General features: G+C 67.8%; 19 protein-coding genes. 7 read left to right on the top strand and 12 right to left on the bottom strand.

Annotated features, from left to right (window positions below; all coding sequences use genetic code 11):
* Complete coding sequence (locus AC1DP9_RS02750) at window positions 1–672, top strand: hypothetical protein (RefSeq protein WP_477106534.1); 672 nt, start codon at window positions 1–3, stop codon at window positions 670–672.
* Here the strand turns inward: AC1DP9_RS02750 and waaC are convergent.
* On the bottom strand, window positions 645–1679 hold the full coding sequence (gene waaC, locus AC1DP9_RS02745; protein WP_477106533.1) for a lipopolysaccharide heptosyltransferase I: 1035 nt from the start codon (window positions 1677–1679) through the stop codon (window positions 645–647). The genes AC1DP9_RS02750 and waaC overlap by 28 nt on opposite strands.
* A 159-nt stretch (window positions 1680–1838) precedes the next feature.
* On the bottom strand, window positions 1839–2438 hold the full coding sequence (locus AC1DP9_RS02740) for a cysteine hydrolase family protein (RefSeq protein WP_477106532.1): 600 nt from the start codon (window positions 2436–2438) through the stop codon (window positions 1839–1841).
* A gap of 82 nt (window positions 2439–2520) precedes the next feature.
* On the opposite strand from AC1DP9_RS02740, the gene AC1DP9_RS02735 reads away from it, so the two are divergent.
* Window positions 2521–3369, top strand: coding sequence for a LysR family transcriptional regulator (locus tag AC1DP9_RS02735; protein ID WP_092289860.1), 849 nt, complete (start codon window positions 2521–2523; stop codon window positions 3367–3369).
* Window positions 3370–3596: 227 nt separating this feature from the next.
* Window positions 3597–5603 carry a diguanylate cyclase domain-containing protein gene (locus AC1DP9_RS02730; protein WP_477106531.1) on the top strand — a complete coding sequence of 669 codons (2007 nt, stop codon included), beginning with the start codon at window positions 3597–3599 and terminating at the stop codon, window positions 5601–5603.
* Window positions 5604–5668: 65 nt separating this feature from the next.
* Here AC1DP9_RS02730 and AC1DP9_RS02725 read toward each other — a convergent pair whose 3' ends face one another.
* The 6 genes from AC1DP9_RS02725 to AC1DP9_RS02700 all read right to left on the bottom strand — a co-directional run bounded on the left by AC1DP9_RS02725 (window position 5669) and on the right by AC1DP9_RS02700 (window position 11738).
* Window positions 5669–7396: an ABC transporter substrate-binding protein gene (locus AC1DP9_RS02725; protein ID WP_092290841.1), complete on the bottom strand. Its 1728-nt coding sequence runs from the start codon at window positions 7394–7396 to the stop codon at window positions 5669–5671.
* A gap of 74 nt (window positions 7397–7470) precedes the next feature.
* Window positions 7471–7779, bottom strand: coding sequence for a DUF2160 domain-containing protein (locus tag AC1DP9_RS02720; protein ID WP_092289864.1), 309 nt, complete (start codon window positions 7777–7779; stop codon window positions 7471–7473).
* A 31-nt stretch (window positions 7780–7810) separates the two neighbouring features.
* Window positions 7811–8638, bottom strand: coding sequence for a carbohydrate ABC transporter permease (locus tag AC1DP9_RS02715; RefSeq protein WP_092289866.1), 828 nt, complete (start codon window positions 8636–8638; stop codon window positions 7811–7813).
* Entirely contained in the window at window positions 8631–9515 is an 885-nt protein-coding gene (locus AC1DP9_RS02710) for a carbohydrate ABC transporter permease (protein ID WP_092289868.1), read from the bottom strand. Before AC1DP9_RS02710 ends, AC1DP9_RS02715 begins: the two co-directional genes overlap by 8 nt.
* Entirely contained in the window at window positions 9512–10621 is a 1110-nt protein-coding gene (locus AC1DP9_RS02705) for an ABC transporter ATP-binding protein (RefSeq protein WP_092289870.1), read from the bottom strand. Before AC1DP9_RS02705 ends, AC1DP9_RS02710 begins: the two co-directional genes overlap by 4 nt.
* A 1-nt stretch (window position 10622) precedes the next feature.
* Window positions 10623–11738 carry an ABC transporter ATP-binding protein gene (locus AC1DP9_RS02700; RefSeq protein WP_477106530.1) on the bottom strand — a complete coding sequence of 372 codons (1116 nt, stop codon included), beginning with the start codon at window positions 11736–11738 and terminating at the stop codon, window positions 10623–10625.
* 181 nt (window positions 11739–11919) lie between these two features.
* On the opposite strand from AC1DP9_RS02700, the gene AC1DP9_RS02695 reads away from it, so the two are divergent.
* Entirely contained in the window at window positions 11920–12690 is a 771-nt protein-coding gene (locus AC1DP9_RS02695) for a DeoR/GlpR family DNA-binding transcription regulator (protein ID WP_177219831.1), read from the top strand.
* A 172-nt stretch (window positions 12691–12862) separates the two neighbouring features.
* On the opposite strand, the gene purU is transcribed toward AC1DP9_RS02695, so the two are convergent.
* Both purU and AC1DP9_RS02685 read right to left on the bottom strand, forming a co-directional pair.
* A complete protein-coding gene (gene purU, locus AC1DP9_RS02690; RefSeq protein WP_092289875.1) occupies window positions 12863–13729 on the bottom strand; it encodes a formyltetrahydrofolate deformylase in 867 nt (288 codons plus the stop codon).
* A gap of 68 nt (window positions 13730–13797) precedes the next feature.
* Window positions 13798–14652 (bottom strand): NUDIX hydrolase, encoded by an 855-nt coding sequence (locus AC1DP9_RS02685; protein WP_092289880.1) that lies wholly within the window; start codon window positions 14650–14652, stop codon window positions 13798–13800.
* A 54-nt stretch (window positions 14653–14706) separates the two neighbouring features.
* On the opposite strand from AC1DP9_RS02685, the gene glpK reads away from it, so the two are divergent.
* The 3 genes from glpK (at window position 14707) to AC1DP9_RS02670 (ending at window position 18378) form a co-directional block, all read left to right on the top strand.
* The gene (gene glpK / locus AC1DP9_RS02680; protein ID WP_369823366.1) at window positions 14707–16239 is read left to right on the top strand and encodes a glycerol kinase GlpK; all 1533 of its coding nucleotides are present in this window, start codon (window positions 14707–14709) and stop codon (window positions 16237–16239) included.
* Window positions 16240–16305: 66 nt separating this feature from the next.
* A complete protein-coding gene (locus AC1DP9_RS02675) occupies window positions 16306–17934 on the top strand; it encodes a glycerol-3-phosphate dehydrogenase/oxidase (RefSeq protein WP_477106529.1) in 1629 nt (542 codons plus the stop codon).
* Window positions 17935–17994: 60 nt separating this feature from the next.
* Window positions 17995–18378, top strand: a complete 384-nt coding sequence (locus AC1DP9_RS02670; protein WP_092289886.1) for a hypothetical protein — start codon at window positions 17995–17997, stop codon at window positions 18376–18378.
* 45 nt (window positions 18379–18423) lie between these two features.
* Here AC1DP9_RS02670 and AC1DP9_RS02665 read toward each other — a convergent pair whose 3' ends face one another.
* Window positions 18424–18702, bottom strand: coding sequence for a hypothetical protein (locus tag AC1DP9_RS02665; protein WP_092289887.1), 279 nt, complete (start codon window positions 18700–18702; stop codon window positions 18424–18426).
* Between the two features lie 64 nt (window positions 18703–18766).
* Window positions 18767–18991, bottom strand: a complete 225-nt coding sequence (locus AC1DP9_RS02660; protein WP_092289888.1) for a hypothetical protein — start codon at window positions 18989–18991, stop codon at window positions 18767–18769.
* Window positions 18992–19021 lie beyond the last annotated feature (30 nt).

Here is a 19021-nt window from a genome sequence, read left to right as displayed (position 1 = left end):
ATGTCCCTCGATGTCCTTCCCGATGAAATCACCCTGCAGGCCGTCGCCGGCCGGACGCTGACGTGGACCGGCCACTACGCCGTGTCCGCCGGCCTGTTCGAGATCCGGCCGCCCCGTATTCCGCGCGACGCGCGCCCCGTGTTCGACGAGGATCTTGACTGCATCATCGGCTACCAGCGCAGCTTTGGCGGCTGCTATCAGTTGTACGACCTGAACGGCGACATGACGGCGATCTGGGAGGGGCTGCGGGACACGGTGCCGGTGGAGAAGCGCGACCCCATGCTGGTGGTGGGCGGCCTGTGGGCGGCCAATGTGCGCGGCCTGACCGCGCTGGCGCTGCCCGGCATCGGCTCGGCCATGGCCCCGACCACGCTGGCCCTGCTGCGCAAGCGCTTTTCCGGGCTGGCGGCCGCACCGCTGCTGTTCACGGCCGCCGCGCACACCACGATGAACGATGCGCACCGCTTCGTGCCGGTGCATATCCTGCGGCTGGCCATGCGCCACGGGGACCGCATCCAGCCGCCGCCCGGTGTGCCCGGCGCGGCGCGCTACCTGGCCCGGATGGCGATCCGGCGGCGGCCCTGCATGCTGGATGTGGTGACGACCCATGGCAACGCCACGATCGTCCAGTTCGAGTACTGGTCCTACGCGGACACGTTGCCGGCGGCCTGATGCGACGGACCCGACTGACCCGCCTGACCCGCCTGACCCGGCAACTTGGGCGCCACGGAGTCGATGGCGGCCAGCACGGCCTCCACCGAGGGCGGCTTGCCCTGGTCGCCGATCGACACCGACTGGCCCGGCTTCTGCACGCCGAAGTGCTCGCACGAAGTGGCCGTGAAGATCATCACCGTGGGCTTGCCGAGCGCGTCGGCCAGATGGACAAAGCCGGTGTCCATGCCGACGACCAGCGCGGCGGCGTCCAGGCGCTGCGCCACCTCGGTGATCGACATGCGCGGCAGCACCTCGGCGTCCGGAATCGCGGCGGCCAGCGCGCGGGACTCCTCGTGCTCCTTCTCCGAACCCCACGGCAGCTGCACGCGGAACCCGCGCGCCGCCAGCGACTGGCCCACCGCAATCCAATGGGCCTGCGGCCATTTCTTGATTTCGGCGGAGGTGGCATGGAACAGCATCGCGCGCGGCACGCCGTCCGTGTTCAGCGGGGTGGCCGGGGCCGGTATGCGCAGCGCGTTGGTCTCGGCTTCGGGATAGGTGTAGCCCAACGCGTTGGCCGTCACCAGCCGCATCTTTTCGCGGCAGGTGGCGTCGCCATGCGGTCCGAAAATGTCGGTGTAGGCGAATTCGGCCTTCGCCTCGCCCAGGAATTCGGCGGCGTAGCCGAAGCGGCGCGGCGAGCGGGCCAGCCGGGCGACGATCGCGCTCTTGTAGACGCCATGCACGTCCACCACGACGTCGTACTTCTCGCGGCGCAACTCACGCACGGCGTGCAGTATGCCGCGCAGGTCCTTCCACTGCTTGCCGTTCTTCTTGAACTGCCGCAGCGGCGGCGCAATCACCCGGTCTACGCCGATGGCCCAGCGCGGAATGTCCGCGCACGAGGCGTCGGCCACCCAGTCGATGGCGGCGTCGGGATAGGCGCGGCGCAGGTCGGACACCAGCGGCAGCGTGTGCACCATGTCACCGAGCGAGGTGATCTTGATCAGCAGGATTCGCTTCATGAAATCGGGGGCAGCGGATGGGCGCGCGGGCGATGGGGCCCGGGGCGCGAAGGCGCTAGTATGCCTGAGCCGCCCGGGCGGGCCGCGGTCGGACCTGCCATCCACACCCCCTACGCGCCCGGGGCGTCACAGGGCCAGTTCGCCCGGCCCGGCTCCCCCTTATTGCCAGACCGAGGCGTCCGGCACCACCGTGGCGAAACGGTCATTCAGCGCCGCCAGCGTGACCCGGTGCAGTTCGGCGGCTGCCAGCGGCTCGCCGCCGAGCGGATCGGGCAAATCCCGCGTGGCGCAGGCGCTGGCCACCAGCGTGACGCGGTAGCCGTGGTCGAGCGCCGACCGCACGGTGGCGCTGACGCACATATGGGTCTGGAAGCCGGCCACGATCAGTTCCTTTTTACCCAGCGCGGCCAGCCGGGCGGCCAGCTCGGTGCCGGCGAAGCTGTTCGGCAGCTGCTTGACCACGGTTTCCTCGCCAGGCGCGGGCTGGAGCCCCTCGATGATCGCGGCATACGGGCCGGCCGGGTCGAACGCGCCGCCGGCCTTGCCGTGATGCACCACATGGATCACCGGCGTGCCGTGGGCACGGGCGCGCGCCAGCAGGTCGGCACAGGCCGCCACGGCCTCGGGCATGCCGGTCAGCGGCAGCTTGCCATCGATGTATTCGCGCTGATGGTCGATCAGGACCAGCACGGCGGCTTCCCAGGCGGCAGGGGTGCGGCTGGCACCGGCGGCGTCGAGCAGCGTGAAGGGCGCGGACATGGGGCGGTTCTCCTGGTTGGGTATGCACGCAGCGTAGGGCAGGCTATGCTGTGCGCCAATTCGCCACGAACTCACACTCACTGTGCAAAAAAGCACAATCTCCTGGGACGACCTGCTCACGCTTTCCACGCTGATCCGGGCCGGCAGCTATTCGGCCTGCGCGCGGGAACTGGACATTACCCACGCCACGGCGATCCGCCGCATCCGCCGGCTGGAGGCGGCGCTCGGCAAACCCGTGGCCACGCGCACCGACGGCACCTTCGTGCTGACCAGCGTGGGCCGCAATGCGCTGACGGCGGCGCGGCAAATGGAGCAATCGGCCGACCGCCTGCTGCGCGAGATGGAAGGCGCGAGCGCAGGGGTGTCTGGCGTGGTCCGTGTGGCGACCACGGCGGCGCTTGGCAGCGACTTCCTGACGCCCCGGCTGCCGTCGCTCTACGCGCAGAACCCCGATATGGAAGTCCGGCTCGAGGTGGACAACCGCGTCACCAGCCTCGCCCGGCGCCGCGCCCATATCGCCGTGCGGCTGAACCGCCCGCACGAGGGCGAACTGGTGGCCCAGCGCGCCGGCACGCTGCGCTTCGGGCTCTATGCCTCCGCACGCGGGCCGGTGGCCGACGACGCGCCGCTATGCGGCCTGCTCGACGAAGGCTTCACGCTCCCCGAAGTGGCGTGGCCGCAGTCCCTCGGCCGGCCGTTCTCGTTCCAGTCCAACAGCCTGCTTGGGGTGCGCGCCGCCGTGCGCGCCGGGCTCGGCATCGCCCTGCTGCCCCACTTCCTGGCCCACGACGATCCGGCGTTGCAACTGGTGCGCGAGGTGCCCGAGGTGATACGCGAGGTCTGGCTCGCCTACCCTGCCGAATTCCGGGGCGCCTCCCGCTTCCGGCCCGTGATCGACTGGCTGGCGGACACCCTCGCCGACTGCCCTTAACGCAGCAACGCGCACCCCGGTCCACCATCGCCTGTTGCATCGGCACGACCCACGCGGCGCATGCGCCACCTCGTGTGGCATGCCGCACCAGATTGCCGAAAAGGCCGTCCGGCGCGGCCCTGCGGTCTGCTACGCTACGAATCGGTTGCCAGCCAAGGGGCGGGGGTTGTGGATCAAAGCCCGGCAGCCGATAAAACGGGTTCAGTGCAAATACCAAGAAGAGATTCATGCGGCACTCCTTGAAGTACCGGATGGCGATCGCCGCAGCCGGCGTGGTCACGGTCATTCTCGTGACGCGCGCTTGCTACGCCCAGTTCTATGCCTATGAAAGCCTGAAGACGCTGCTTCAGGCGCAGCAGGACACACTGGTCAAACTGGTCGCCGGCCAACTCGACGAAAAACTCGAATCCCGTGAGGTGGTACTGCGCCGCCTCGCGCGCACGCTGTCGCCCCATCTGGACGAGACCCCGCGCCAGCAGTCGGCCCTGGCTACCGACGCTGTCGATATGCCCGAGAGCTTCAACGCCGTGTTCCTGGCCCGCCCGGACGGCACGCTCTCGTTCAGCACCGCCGTGCCGGAAGGCGTAAAGATGACCGTGGGCGAGCGCGACTATTTCCGCGCCATCGAACGTGGCGCCTCGTTCGCCGTGTCGGACCTCCTGCAGGGCAAGCACAGCGCCGCGCCGGGCGTCATCCTCGCCGTGCCGATGCGTGACCCGGACGGCAAGCTGCGCGCCGTGGTAGGCGGCGTGCTGAACCTGTCGGCCAACAACTTCCTGCGCGAACTGGCGCACAGCCGCGTGGGCGTGACCGGCTACTACTGCCTGGTCTCCGCCGGCGCCAATCCGCGCTACGCGCTGCACCCCGAGGCGGACCGCGTGCTGGCGCCGGCCCATGCCCTCGGCGAAATGTGCGGCGCCGAGCAGGCCGAGTCCGACTGGGAAGTCTTCTGGCCCACTCAGCCCATCGTGTCGCGCTACCTGCTGTCGTCGAATGGCTGGGAGGTGGTAGCGGTGCTTCCGGCGGAGGAAGCCTATGCCCCGCTGATCGACGTCCGCCAGCGCACGGTCGTGATCGGCTTCTTTTCCCTGCTGATTACCGCCGCGCTGATGTGGCTGGTGATTCGCCGCCTGCTTGCCCCGCTCGAGCACCTGCACCGCACGGTGCGCCAACTGGCGATGCAGCCCGCCGCCGTCTCGGACCTGCCGGTGCGGCGCGACGACGAGATCGGCGAACTGGCCGGCTCATTCGCCGAGGTGCTGCACCAGCTTTCCGAGCGAGAGGCCGCGCTGAAGGCCGCCAAGGACCGTGCCGCCGCCAGCGAGAAGCGGATCGAGGCGATTGCCAACCATGTGCCGGACTTCGTCGCCTTCATCGACGTCAACGAACGCTTCGCCTTCGTGAACCAGGCCTACGCGCGCCACTTCGGCCTCCCTGCCGATCAGGTGGCCGGGCTGTCGCTGCGTGAGCTGTGGGGCACGCCGGAATATGTGGCGAATGCGCCCTATCTTGAAGAGGCCCGCGCCGGACGCGTGACCACCTTTACCCGCGAGTCGGCCGATGGGCTGGCGTGGGAGGTCACCTACCAGCCGGCGTGGAACGACGCCCAGGACACGGTGTCCGGCCTGCACATGTTCGCGCGTGACGTGACCGGGGAGCGCCAGAAGCTGCGCTCGCTGGAGGCACAGACCCTGTCCGACCACCTGACCGGCCTGCTCAACCGCAAGGGCTTCGATCGCCGGCTCAACGAGACCATGGCCCGCGCCGATGCCGGCGGCCACCGCGCGGCGCTGCTGCTGGTGGACCTGGACGACTTCAAGGCGGTGAACGACACCTACGGCCACCCGGTGGGCGACCGCCTGCTGGTGTCCTTCGCCGAACGGCTCGCCACCTGCGTGCGCAAGGGCGACGCGGTGGCCCGCATCGGCGGCGACGAGTTCGCCATCATCCTGGACAACGTATCGAACCCGGCCACCGTGGAACGGATTGCCCAGACCGTGGTGCAGGCCGCGCTGCGGCCCTTCCCCGTGGATGGCCTGACGCTCGTCTCCACGGCCAGCGTGGGCAGCGCCATCCATCGACCGGATACCGGCTCGTCGGTCAGCGAGTTGTTCATGCGGGCCGACATGGCGCTCTACGAGGCCAAGCGCCACGGCAAGGCCCGCCATGCCGCGCCGAATTGCGCGCCGGTTGGTGCCCCAACCGCCCCCGCCGGCGCGATGTCCGGAACCTGAAACGGAACGGTGGCGCCCCAACCGCTGGCGCCACCGTCCCTCCCCCCTACCGACTCACCGGTGCATCACCGCACGCGGCCTTCCTTCCACGCCTGGAGCAGCTTGTCATAGGCGATGGTCTCGCCCTTCGGCTTCTCGTTGTCCAGCTTCTTCCAAGGCGCGTGCTCGGTGCTCAGCCACTTGGCCGGGTCGCTCTTGGGGTTCAGCTTGGGCGCACAGTTGGTCATGCCGGCGCGCTGGAGCCGCGCCATCACCTGATCCATCTCCTCGGCCAGGTTGTCCATGGCCGCCTGCGGGGTCTTCTCGCCCGTCACCGCCGTGGCCACGTTCTTCCACCAGAGCTGGGCCAGCTTCGGGTAGTCGGGCACGTTGGTACCGGTCGGCGTCCAGGCCACGCGGGCCGGGCTGCGATAGAACTCGATCAGGCCGCCGTACTTGGCCGCGTTCTTGGTCAGGTAGTCGGTGTTGATGTCGCTCTCGCGGATAAAGGTCAGACCCATCAGCGACTTCTTCAGCGAGACCGACTTGGCCGTCACGAACTGGGCGTAGAGCCACGCGCCCGCCAGGCGGTTGGGGTCGGTGTTCTTGAAGAAGGTCCAGGAGCCCACGTCCTGGTAGCCGTTCTGCATGCCCTGCTTCCAGTACGGCCCATACGGCGACGGCGCCATGCGCCACTTGGGCGAGCCATCGGCATTCACCACCGGCAGGCCCTTCTTGGTCATGTCCGCCGTGAAGGCCGTGTACCAGAAGATCTGCTGGGCGATCTGGCCCTGCGCGGGCACCGGGCCGGCTTCGGAGAAGGTCATGCCCATGGCCTGCTGCGGGGAGAACTTCTTCATCCATTCGATGTACTTGGTCAGCGCGTAGACCGCCGCCGGGCTGTTGGTGGCGCCGCCGCGCGAGACCGAGGCGCCTACCGGCGTGCACTTGTCCTCCGCCACGCGGATGCCCCACTCGTCCACCGGTATGCCGTTGGGCAGGCCCTTGTCGGCGGTGCCGGCCATCGACAGCCAGGCGTCCGTGAAGCGCCAGCCGAGCGAGGGGTCCTTCTTGCCGTAGTCCATGTGGCCGTAGACCTTCTTGCCGTCCAGCTCCTTCACATCGTTGGTGAAGAAGTTGGCGATGTCCTCGTAGGCCGACCAGTTGGTCGGCACGCCGAGGTCATAGCCGTACTTGGCCTTGAACTTGTCCTGCAGGTCCTTGCGGGCGAACCAGTCGGCGCGGAACCAGTACAGGTTGGCGAACTGCTGGTCGGGCAGCTGGTACAGCTTGCCGTCCGGCGCCGTGGTGAACTTGGTGCCGATGAAGTCCTTCACGTCGAGGCCGGGATTGGTGAATTCCTTGCCGGCGCCGTTCATATAGTCGGTCAGCGGCAGGATCGCGCCATAACGGTAGTGGGTGCCGATCAGGTCCGAATCGGAGATCCAGCCGTCGTAGATCGACTTGCCGGACTGCATCGACGTCTGGAGTTTCTCCACCACGTCGCCTTCCTGGATCAGGTCGTGGTTGACCTTGATGCCGGTGATTTCCTCGAACGCCTTGGCCAGCGTCTTGGACTCGTATTCATGGGTGGTGATGGTCTCCGACACCACATTGATCTGGGTCACCCCCTTGGCCTTGAGCTTGGCGGCGGCGTCGATGAACCACTTCATCTCGGCCATCTGCTTGTCCTTGGCCAGCGACGACGGCTGGAACTCGTTGTCCACCCACTTCTTCGCGGCGGCCTCGTCGGCTCGCGCCCCGCCGCATGCCAGCGTGGCCGCCATGGCCAGGGCCGACATCCCCAACTTCACGTGCACTTTCATCAGTGTCTCCTATTGGAATAATGGAATGATGGAACGGCAACGACTGCGCGCGCCGGCGGGCGTCAGCCACGGCGCATGACCACAAGCAGCACCACGGCCGCGATGGCCGCGCTGATCCAGATCGACGGTTCCTCCGCCAGCCCGAACCAGGTCTGCATCTTCTCGCCCAGCCCTACCCAGGCCAGGTTGATCCACGCGGCGAACATCAGCCCGATGAACAGCCGGTCGCCGCGCGTGGTGGCAATCGGCAGGAAGCCCTTGCGCATGACCGTGGGGGAGCGCGCCTCCCAGACCGTCATGCCGATCAACATCATCACCACCAGCGCGAAGAACACCGCCACCGGGGTGGTCCAGACCATCCAGCTCAACATGTGACGAACTCCTCTCTTTGACCGGGGCGCGCTACACGCGGCCCATGGCGAAGCCCTTGGCGATGTAGTGCCGCACGAACCAGATCACGATGGCGCCCGGCACGATGGTCAGCACGCCGGCGGCGGCCAGCACGCCCCAGTCCATGCCGGAGGCCGACACCGTGCGGGTCATGGTGGCCACGATCGGCTTGGCATTGACCGAGGTCAAGGTCCGCGCCAGCAGCAGCTCCACCCAGCTGAACATGAAGCAGAAGAACGCCGCCACGCCCACCCCGGCCTTGATCAGCGGCAGGAAGATGGTCAGGAAGAAGCGCGGGAACGAGTAGCCGTCCACATAGGCGGTTTCGTCGATCTCGCGCGGCACGCCGGACATGAAGCCTTCCAGGATCCAGACCGCCAGCGGCACGTTGAAGACCAGATGCGCCAGCGCCACGCCGAGGTGGGTGTCCATCAGCCCGATGGTCGTGTAGAGCTGGAAGAACGGCAGCAGGAACACCGCCGGGGGCGTCATGCGGTTGGTCAGCAGCCAGAAGAACACGTGCTTGTCGCCGATGAACTGGTAGCGCGAGAACGCGTAGGCCGCCGGCAGCGCCACGCTGATCGAGATCACCGTGTTCAGGGCGACGTAGATCAGCGAGTTGATGTAGCCGGAGTACCAGGAGGCATCGGTGAAGATGGTGCGATAGTGCTCGAGCGTGAACGAGGCCGGCCACAGCGACAGCGTGGTCAGGATCTCCTCGTTGGTCTTGAACGACATGTTGACCATCCAGTAGATCGGCACGATGGCGAACAACAGGTAGACCACCAGGAACACCGGCCGCCATGCGCCGGCCCGGTTGCTGGCGTGTTGACTAGCCATGGGGCACCTCCTCCCCACCGGACGTGCCGGCGCGCTGCATCCAGTTATAGAGGATGAAACAGGTCAGCAGGATGATCAGGAAGTAGACAATCGAGAACGCCGCCGCCGGCCCCAGGTCGAACTGGCCCACCGCCTTCTGGGTCAGGTACTGGGACAGGAAGGTGGTGGCGTTGCCCGGCCCGCCGCCGGTCAGCACGAAGGGCTCGGTATAGATCATGAAGCTGTCCATGAAGCGCAGCAGCACGGCAATCATCAGCACGCCGCGCAGCTTGGGGAGCTGGATGTAGCGGAAGACGGCGAAGCGGCTCGCCCCGTCGATCTGGGCCGCCTGGTAGTAGGCGTCCGGAATCGCGCGCAGCCCGGCGTAGCAGAGCAGCGCCACCAGCGGGGTCCAGTGCCAGACATCCATCACCAGCACCGTGACCCAGGCATCCACCGCACTGCCCGTGTAGTTATAGTCGAATCCCATCGCCTCCAGGGCGGCGCCGAGCAGGCCGATGTCGGTGCGGCCGAAGATCTGCCAGATCGTGCCGACCACGTTCCATGGAATCAGCAGCGACAGCGCGATGATGACCAGCACCGCCGACGCCCGCCAGCCCTTGGCCGGCATGGCCAGCGCCAGCAGGATGCCGAGCGGGATCTCCACCAGCAGCACGGCCAGCGAGAAGCCGAGCTGGCGGATCAGGGCGTCGTGCAGTTCGGCATCGCGCAGCACGGTGCGGAACCATTCCGTGCCGACGAACACGCGGCGCTCCGGCGAGATGATGTCCTGCACCGAATAATTGACGATGGTCATCAGCGGCAGGATGGCGGAGAACGCCACGCACAGCACCACGGGCAGCACCAGCAGCCAGGCCTTCTGGTTGACGGGCTTCATTGGACCAGTTCCTCGTTGATATAGAAGCAGGTGTGGCGATTGAACACCGTGAGCCACGCCGTGTCCCCGGGGGCCAGGGTGGCCGCCTCGGTGCCGAGCCGGGCGCGCAGGATGCCGCCGGCCTGATCGCCCTCCCCCGCCACCGTGCCGGTGACGAGCCAGTACGTGCCGATGTCCTGCGCGCGCGTCACGCGCATCGGCATGGCCTGCGGGTCGTCGGCGGCGGCCAGTTGCAGGTACTCGGGCCGCACCCCCACCTTGAAGGTGCCGGCGCCCTCCAGCGCGGCGCCGATGCCCGCCGGCAGCTCCGGCATGTAGCGGCGCCCGGCCACCTCGATGGCGCCGTTGCGCCACGTCCCCGGCAGGAAGTTCATGCCCGGCGAGCCGATGAAATTGCCGACAAAGGTATGCGCGGGCCGCTCGAACAGCGCATCGGCGGCGCCCACCTGCACCGCCTTGCCGCGCGACATCACCACCACCTGATCGGCGAAGGTCAGCGCCTCGGTCTGGTCGTGCGTCACGTAGATCAGCGTCAGCCGGAATTCGTGATGGATTTCCTTGAGCTTGCGCCGCAACTGCCATTTCAGGTGCGGATCGATCACGGTCAGCGGCTCGTCGAACAGGATGGCCGAGACGTCCTGCCGCACCAGCCCGCGCCCGAGCGAGATCTTTTGCTTGGCGTCCGCCGCCAGCCCGCTCGCGCGGCGGTCCAGCGAAGCCGACAGGTCTAGCATTTCGGCGACTTTGCCGACGCGCTCCTTGACCTGGGCCGCCGGCACACCGCGATTGCGCAGGGGAAATGCCAGGTTCTCGCCCACAGTCATCGTGTCGTAGATCACCGGAAACTGGAACACCTGGGCGATGTTGCGCGCCTGCGGGGTGGCGGCGGTCACGTCCTGGCCATCGAACTGGATCGTGCCCTGCGAGGGCCGCAGCAGGCCGGACACGCAATTCAGCAGCGTGGTCTTGCCGCAGCCGGAGGGCCCGAGCAGCGCGTAGGCGCCGCCATCCTCGAAGGTGAAGCGCAGCGGCAGCAGCGCGTAGTCCTCATCGGTCTTCGGTTCGGCGACGTAGGAATGGGCGAGGTCGAGGTCGATCCTGGCCATCTCAGCCACCCGTCTCGGTGATGGGCGTGCTGACCACATCGGCCAGCGCGCCGGGCCGCTGGGGCGCGTGGATGCGCAGGCCGGCGGCGTCGAACAGGTAGAGATGGGCCGGCTCCAGATGCAGCGAGAGCGGCGCGCCGAATTTCAGGTCGAGCACCCCGGCGAACTGCGCCACGAGGTTGCCCATCGCCGTATCGAGGTGGACGAAGGTGGAGCCGGACAGTTCGGCCAGCGCCACCTTGCCCGGCACGGCCACCGCGCCGGGCACGGCGGCCAGCCGCAGCGCGGCGGCGCGCACGCCCACCGTGACCGGGCCATCGGGCGCCTGCACGTCGGGGAGCGGAATCACGATGTTCCCGGCCAGCGTTACGCGGCCCGCTTCCAGCCGGCCTTCGACGAGGTTCATCGGCGGATCGCTGAACGCCCGCGCCACGCGCAGCGAGGCGGGATAGTGGAAGACCTCGGGGGTCGGACCGTACTGGAGCAGTTCGCCGGCATCGAGCACCGCCGTGTAGCCGCCGAGCAGCAGCGCCTCGGCCGGTTCGGTGGTGGCGTAGATGACCGTGGCGTCGCCATGGGCGAATAGCTGGGTCAGCTCCTCGCGCAATTCCTCGCGCAGCTTGTAGTCGAGGTTGACCAGCGGCTCGTCCAGCAGCATCAGCGGCGCGTTCTTGGCCAGCGCCCGGGCCAGCGCCACGCGCTGCTGCTGGCCGCCGGACAGCTCCGCCGGGTAGCGCGCCAGCAGGTGGTCGATGCGCAGCCGGCCGGCGATTGCGCGGACCTGGGTGTCCAGCTCCGGCCCGCGCACGTTGCGCAGCCGCAGCGGCGAGGCGATGTTGTCGAAGACGGTAAGCGAGGGGTAGTTGATGAACTGCTGGTAGACCATCGAGACATTGCGCTCGCGCACCGGCACGCCGGTCACGTCGGTCCCGTCGGCCAGTACCCGGCCCGCGCTGGGCTTGTCCAGCCCCGCCATGACCCGCATCAGCGAGGTCTTGCCCGCCTGGGTGGCCCCAAGGAGAATGGTCACGGCCCCGCGTACAGGCGCCAGTGACATCGGATAAAGATAGGCTTGCGATCCCACCTGCTGCGCAACGCCGTCCAGGCTCAGTTGCATCCGGTCTCCATCGGTTCGATTCGTGTTCGAACTGCATTGGCGTGCTTGTTCGATCACATTCAGAACCGTGACCGAGGGGCACTATTCATGGCATCCCGCTCGTTTTAGCAAATAAACGAACACAAAACAATCGTGCAGTGCATCATTTGTTTTCGTTTGTGTTTGAACTAGAATGCGGCACATGACGCTCAATCCCCGCCAGACCGCCCTGCTCGAGGAAGTCCGCAACCAGGGCTTTGCCTCCATCGACGAACTCGCGCGCAAGTTCGGCGTGACGCTGCAAACCGTGCGGCGCGATGTGAATCTGCTGGCGGAAAACGGCATGCTCGCGCGTTTTCATGGCGGCGTGCGGATGGATGGGTCCACCACCGAGAACATCGCCTACCGGCAGCGGCAGGTGCTGCATGCCGAGGGCAAGGTGCGCATCGCGCGGGCCGTGGCGGCGGCGGTGCCGGAAGGCTGCTCGCTGATCCTGAACATCGGCACGACGGTGGAGGAAATTGCCCGCGCGCTGATGCATCACCGCGGGCTGCGCGTCATCACCAACAACCTGCACGTGGCCAATATCCTGGCCGACAACCCCGATTGCGAGGTCATCGTGGCCGGCGGCGTGCTGCGCTCGCGCGACCGGGGCATCATCGGCGAGGCCACGGTGGAGTTCATCCGCCAGTTCAAGGTCGATATCGGCCTGATCGGCATCTCGGGCATCGAGACCGACGGCACGCTGCGTGACTACGATTTCCGCGAAGTGAAGGTGGCGCGCACGATCATGGAGCACTCGCGCGAGGTGTGGCTGGCGGCCGATGCCAGCAAGTTCAACCGTCAGGCGATGGTGGAACTGGCGCCGCTCTCCAGCATCGACCGCCTGTTCACGGACGAGCCGCTACGGCCGCCGTTTGTGCAGATGCTGGCGGACAGTGGAGTGAATTGTGTGGTGGCGGACGGGGAATGAAGCGGGGGCGGTGTCCTTGACCGGCGCCGTCCCTCTCCCCCGACCCCTCTCCCGGAGGGAGAGGGGAGGAACACCCTCGGCCTGTCACGCGCTGCCGGTTTGCTCCCCTCTCCCGCTTGCGGGAGAGGGGCCGGGGGAGAGGGTCAGCGCCCCTTGGTGCGATACCGTCCGTTTACTTGAAGACGACGGTCTTGTGCCCGTTCACCAGGATGCGGTGTTCGGCGTGCCACTTGACCGCGCGGGCCAGCGCCACGCATTCCACGTCGCGGCCGACGGCGGTCAGTTGCTCGGGGTCCATGCTGTGGTCCACGCGCTCGATTTCCTGCTCGATGATCGGGCCTTCGTCGAGGTCGGCCGTCACATAGTGCGCCGTGGCGCCGATCAGCTTCACGCCCCGGTCGTGCGCCTGGTAGTACGGCTTGGCGCCCTTGAAGCTCGGCAGGAAGGAATGGTGGATGTTGATCGCGCGGCCGGCCAGCTTGCGGCACAGGTCGTCGGACAACACCTGCATGTAGCGCGCCAGCACCACCAGATCGATGTTCTGGTCACGCACCACCTCGAACACGCGCGCTTCCTGCGCGGACTTCTGCTCGGCGGACGCGTTCATCAGCGGCAGGTGGAAGAACGGCACGTCGTACGACGCGGCGAGCTGGTAGAAATCACGATGATTCGAGACGATCGCGGCGATCTCCACCGGCAGCCCGCCCGCCTTGGCGCGGAACAGCAGGTCGTTCAGGCAGTGGCCGATCTTGGACACCATGATCATCACGCGCGGCTTCACGGTGGCGTCGAATACATCCCACTGCATGCCGAACTGGTCACCGACCGGCGCGAAGGCCTGGCGCAGCGCGGCGAGGTCCGGGCCGCCGGGGGCGGGCATGAAATGCACGCGCATGAAGAAACGGCCCGTGAATTCGTCGCCGTACTGGTCGGAATCGACAATATTGCAGCCGTGCTGGAACAGCAGGCCGGAAACAGCATGAACAATGCCCGGCTGGTCCGGGCACGAAAGGGTAAGGATAAATCCGGTGGCGCTCATCGTAGGCAAATCGGGCAAATCATCATGTGGCAGGCCGGCACCGTGATGCGCAGCGAGGCTGGGGCGGGTCAGGCTGGGGGCGCGCTGGGCGTCCAGCCGCGCCGGATAAGCGTATCCAGCGTCACCAGCGTGGCATCCACGGTCATGGCGCGGTCCGCCATGATAGCAAGCAATGCGCCCGGCTCGATACGCCGGTGCTCGGCCACCTCCCCGTCGCGGTTCACCGGCACGAAGTCCGGCGGCAGCGTCAGGTCATATATGTATACGTGCTCCCACTGCACGCCCTCGGGGATCTCGCGCAGTACCTCGATCACGCCGTGGGGCGCGGCCCGGCCCGCCAGATCGGGCGGAATGCCGGATTCCTCGTCGCATTCCCGGATCAGCGTTTCCAGCGGATGGCTGCCGTGGGGCATGCCGCCGGCCACGAGGTTGTCCCACATGCCGGGGTCGACCGATTTGCTCTCGCTGCGGCGGGAAATCCACATCGCCCGCTCGCCGGCGATGATCCCGTTCATGTGCGAGGCGAAGGTCAGCAGCCCGAGGAAGCGCGCTGCAGCGCGCTCCACCACGGCGAACGCCGGCGCGGCGAGGGCCGGGGTGATCGCGAACAACTCGTTGCGCCAGCCGCGCACGTGGCCGGCGTCGGCCAGTTGCCGCGCCAGCGTGGCCAGCGCCGCGCTGCGGGTCTCGAAGGTGGTGCAGGCGGGGAGCAGCGTCACGGCGTCCGGCTCGCCCGCGGGGCCATCGCCCAGCATGCCGGGGATGCGTCGCAACAGTTCCGCATGGACGCGGGGCATCCACCCCACCTGCTGTCCGGCCACGGTCAGCCGCAAGTGGGCGGCGGGCTCGAACGGGCTGCGCGCGGTCACGCCGGCGCGCACCACACTCACGATATCTGACGGTTGGAACAAGGATTCGGCCATGGCAGCGATGTCTGGCCGGCAAACCCGGCCGCAATTCAATTCCGGATGGAACGCATGACCCCGACGCCTTCATCGCAGCAGCCCCAGTACGTGCTGGCCCTCGACCAGGGCACCAGCAGCTCGCGCGCCATCCTGTTCGATCACGCCGGCAATGTGGTGCGGATCGCCCAGCGCGAGTTCCGGCAATATTATCCGCATCCCGGGCACGTCGAGCACGATCCCTATGAAATCTGGCAGTCGCAGCTGGCCGTGGCCCACGAGGTATTGGGCGATGCCGGCGTCAGCGGCACCCAGATCCGCGCCATCGGCATCACCAACCAACGCGAGACCACCGTGCTGTGGGACCGCAAGACCGGCGAGCCGGTGGGCCGCGCGCTGGTCTGGCAGGACCGCCGCACCGCGCCGATGTGCGAAGCCCTGCAGGCCGAGGGCCACGGCGACACCTTCCAGCAAAAGACCGGCCTGATCATCGACGCCTATTTCTCGGGCACCAAGCTGCGCTGGATGCTCGACCACTACGAAGGCGCCCGTGCCCGCGCCGAACGCGGCGAACTGGCCTTCGGCACTGTTGATAGCTGGCTGATCTGGCAATTGACCGATGGCAAGCGCCACGTGACGGATGTGTCGAATGCATCACGCACGCTGCTGTTCAACATCCACGATTTCCGCTGGGACGACGAACTGCTAGGCCTGCTCGACATTCCGCGCAGCCTGCTGCCGGAGGTGGCGCCCTCCAGCGGCGAGGTGGCGCGCACCTCGGCCCGGCTGTTCGGCACCGAGATCCCCATCGCAGGCATCGCCGGAGACCAGCAGGCGGCCACCTTCGGTCAGGTCTGCTTCTCGCCCGGCATGGCGAAGAACACCTACGGCACCGGCTGCTTCATCCTGATGAATGCCGGAAGCCAGCCCGTGACCTCGCGCAACCGGCTGCTGACGACGATTGGCTGGCAGATCGGCAACGACACGCAATATTGCCTCGAAGGCGGCGTGTTCATGGGCGGCGCCACGATCCAGTGGCTGCGCGATGGCCTGAAGCTGATCCAGAGCGCACCCGAGGTTGAGCCGCTCGCGCGGCAGTGCGAGGACACCGGCGGCGTGGTGCTGGTGCCGGCCTTTGCCGGGCTCGGCGCGCCACACTGGGACCCCTTCGCGCGTGGCACCATCGTCGGCATCACGCGGGGCACCGGCGGGCCGCATATCGCCCGTGCCGCGCTGGAATCGATCGCCCTGCAAAGCGTGGATGTACTCGACGCGATGCAGAAGGACGCCGGCATCGCGCTGGCCGAGCTGCGGGTGGATGGCGGCGCCTCGCGCAGCGACCTGCTGATGCAGATGCAGGCCGACCTGCTCGGCACGCCGGTGGTGCGCCCCCGCGTGACCGAGACCACCGCGCTGGGCGCCGCCTATCTGGCCGGGCTGGCCACCGGCTACTGGGCCGATACCGAAGAGATTGCGCGCCAGTGGCAGGTGGAGCACCGCTTCGAGCCACGCCTCTCCGCCGATGAGCGCGCGCAGCGGCTGGGCCGCTGGCACCGCGCCGTGGACCGCGCCCGCGACTGGGCGCGCGACGACGCGCCGGCCGCCTGACCGCGCCTCACCACGCGACCCATCGCCAAACTTCGCCGACATACGATCGATTTGCACCGAACCACCATGCCCACACCCGCCCTCCCCATCCAGCCCCCCTCGCGCGCCGCCCTGCTCGACACCCTGCGGCGCGAGGCCCGCTGGGACGTCATCGTCATCGGCGGCGGCGCCACCGGGCTCGGCACGGCCGTGGACGCCGCGTCGCGCGGCTATCGCACCCTGCTGCTGGAGGCGGCCGACTTCGCCAAGGGCACATCAAGCAAGGCCACCAAGCTCGTGCACGGCGGCGTGCGCTACCTGGCCCAGGGCAACATCAGCCTGGTACGCGAGGCGCTGCACGAGCGCGGCCTGCTGGCCCGCAACGCGCCGCACCTGGTCTGGCCGCTGGGCTTCGTGGTGCCGGCCTACCAGATGTTCGACCAGCCGTTCTACGGCATCGGCCTCAAGGTGTACGACATGCTGGCGGGCAGCCTGAACCTGTCCGGCAGCCGCTGGCTGAACCATCGGGAGACGCTGGAGGCCGCGCCCACGCTGGCCGAACACGTCGGCGGACGGCCGCTGCGCGGCGGCAACCTCTACTTCGACGGCCAGTTCGACGATGCACGGCTGGCCGTGGCGCTGATGCGCACGCTGTTCGACGTGGGCGGCACGGCGGTCAACTACATGCGCGTGACCGGGCTCTCGCAGAAAAACGGCGTGATCACCGGCGTGACCGCGCAGGATGCCCTCGATGGCAATGGCAATGGCAACGGCGAAGGCAGCGAGACCTTCCCGCTGCGCGCGGACTGCGTGATCAATGCCACGGGGGTGTGGGTCGATGCCGTGCGGCAGATGGAGGACGGGCAGGCGCGGACCATGGTGGCGCCGAGCCAGGGCGTGCACCTGACCATCCCGCGCAGCTTCCTGCCCGGCGACCGCGCCATCCTGATTCCGAAGACCGATGACGGCCGGGTGCTGTTCGTCGTGCCCTGGAACGGCCACACCATCGTCGGTACCACCGACACGCCGCGCCACGACCTGCCGCTGGAGCCCCGCGCGGGCGCCGATGACGTCGATTTCATCCTGGAGACGGCGGCGCGCTACCTGTCCCGCGACCCCACGCGCGCCGACGTGACCAGCGTCTGGGCCGGCCTGCGGCCGCTGGTCAAGGCGACTGGCGAGGCGTCCACGGCCTCGCTGTCGCGCGAACATACGATTTTGGTGTCGAAGGCTGGCCTGATCACGGTCACCGGCGGCAAGTGGACCACCTATCGCAAGATGGCCGAGGACGTGGTGGAAACGGCGATCCAGCGCCAGCTACTACGCGCGGCACCGGGCCGCACGGCCGATCTGCCGCTGCACGGCGCCACCGGCCTGCCGGCGGACCTGCCCGCGCCGGGCTCCGGGTCGCCAGACCGCTACTACGGCGCCGACCTGCCGCTGGTGCACGCGCTGCCCGGCGCCGACGTCCTGGTGGTGCCCGAAACCGGCCTGACCGAGGCCCACGTACGCTTTGCCGCCCGCCACGAACTGGCCCGGCGCGTGGAAGACGTGCTGGCCCGCCGCAACCGCGCGCTGTTCCTGGACGCCCGCGCAGCACTGGCCGGCGCCCCGCGCGTGGCCGCCATCCTGGCCGAGGAACTCGGGCACGACGCGGCCTGGCAGGCGCGCGAACTGGAGAGCTTTGGCGCGCTGGCGAAGGGGTACCTGCTATAAAGGCGCAGCTGGCGCCAAGACTTGGGCGATAATGCCGGGTATCGCATCAGGGAGAACACCATGGACGAGATTGACGATCTGTCCGATCTGCCGATGCCCCGGTTCATCTGGGGCTTCGCTGTCATCGCCGGCAAGGGCGGCGAGATCATGCATGACGAATTTGAATATTTGACCCACACGCGCAGCCCGCGCTTCACGTGCCGTGTGGTGGAGCTGGAGGACATGCCGGCGGACAGCGAGGAGTCCGGCATCGACGGCCGCCTCGTGCATTACGACGAGCCGGACCGCCTGTTCTACATCACCGACGCCGGGCTGGCGCTGGTGAACTTCCAGCTGTTTGACAGCTTGCCCGAGAAAGGCAAGCTCAAGAAGGTCTGCGACGAAGCCATCACCAACTGGCTGCTGCGCCGCGATTTCCTCGACGACGAGGAAGACGAAGGCTAAAGCCTTCAGCGCCCCTCTTCCACAGGGAGAGGGGCCATCCCAGCTTCAGGCGGTCACGCCCGCCAGCCCCTTTTCCAGCACTTCGGCCATCAGGCCGTTCATGCCGCCCGGGTGCTCCTTGGCGAGTTCCTGCAGGCGCGTCGCCAGTTTCCCTTCCAGTTTGCATGCAAACGGCACCAGGCCGGCCTGCTGGTCGAGCTTGCGCTGCTCGCGCCGGGCGAGCGTTGCCGCCTGACCCGCGCCACCGCCACGCACCGCCGCAGCGTGCTTCATCTCATGGGCGATCTTGAGGCCTTTGTTCTTTTCCAGGTCCGTCTTCTTCACGGGAATTTGTCCGAGGGGAATTAAGTAAGGGCGCCATTGTACCGGGGCGGGCCGGGTGGCCGGTTTATTCCGGCTGCACCGTGATCAGGCCCGACGCCACGCGTTCGATCTCGCAATAGACCGGCAGCGCCTCCAGCGGCCCCGTGCAGCCTACGCCCGAGGCCTGGCCCGCATCCGCGCCCGGGGGCAGGAACACAAACGCCATGCCGGGCTGCCAGCCCGGATGCCGACGCAGGCTGTCGTTGAGGATGTCGAGATACTGCGCACGCGAGAAGACCTGCTTTGCCATGTCTCATGCCTCCGGGTGGAATCATCTCGC

The sequence above is a fragment of the Cupriavidus sp. 01L43 genome (genome assembly GCF_056399925.1).
Note: the sequence above shows the minus strand (reverse complement) of the source record. Positions and strands in the feature narration are given on the sequence as shown.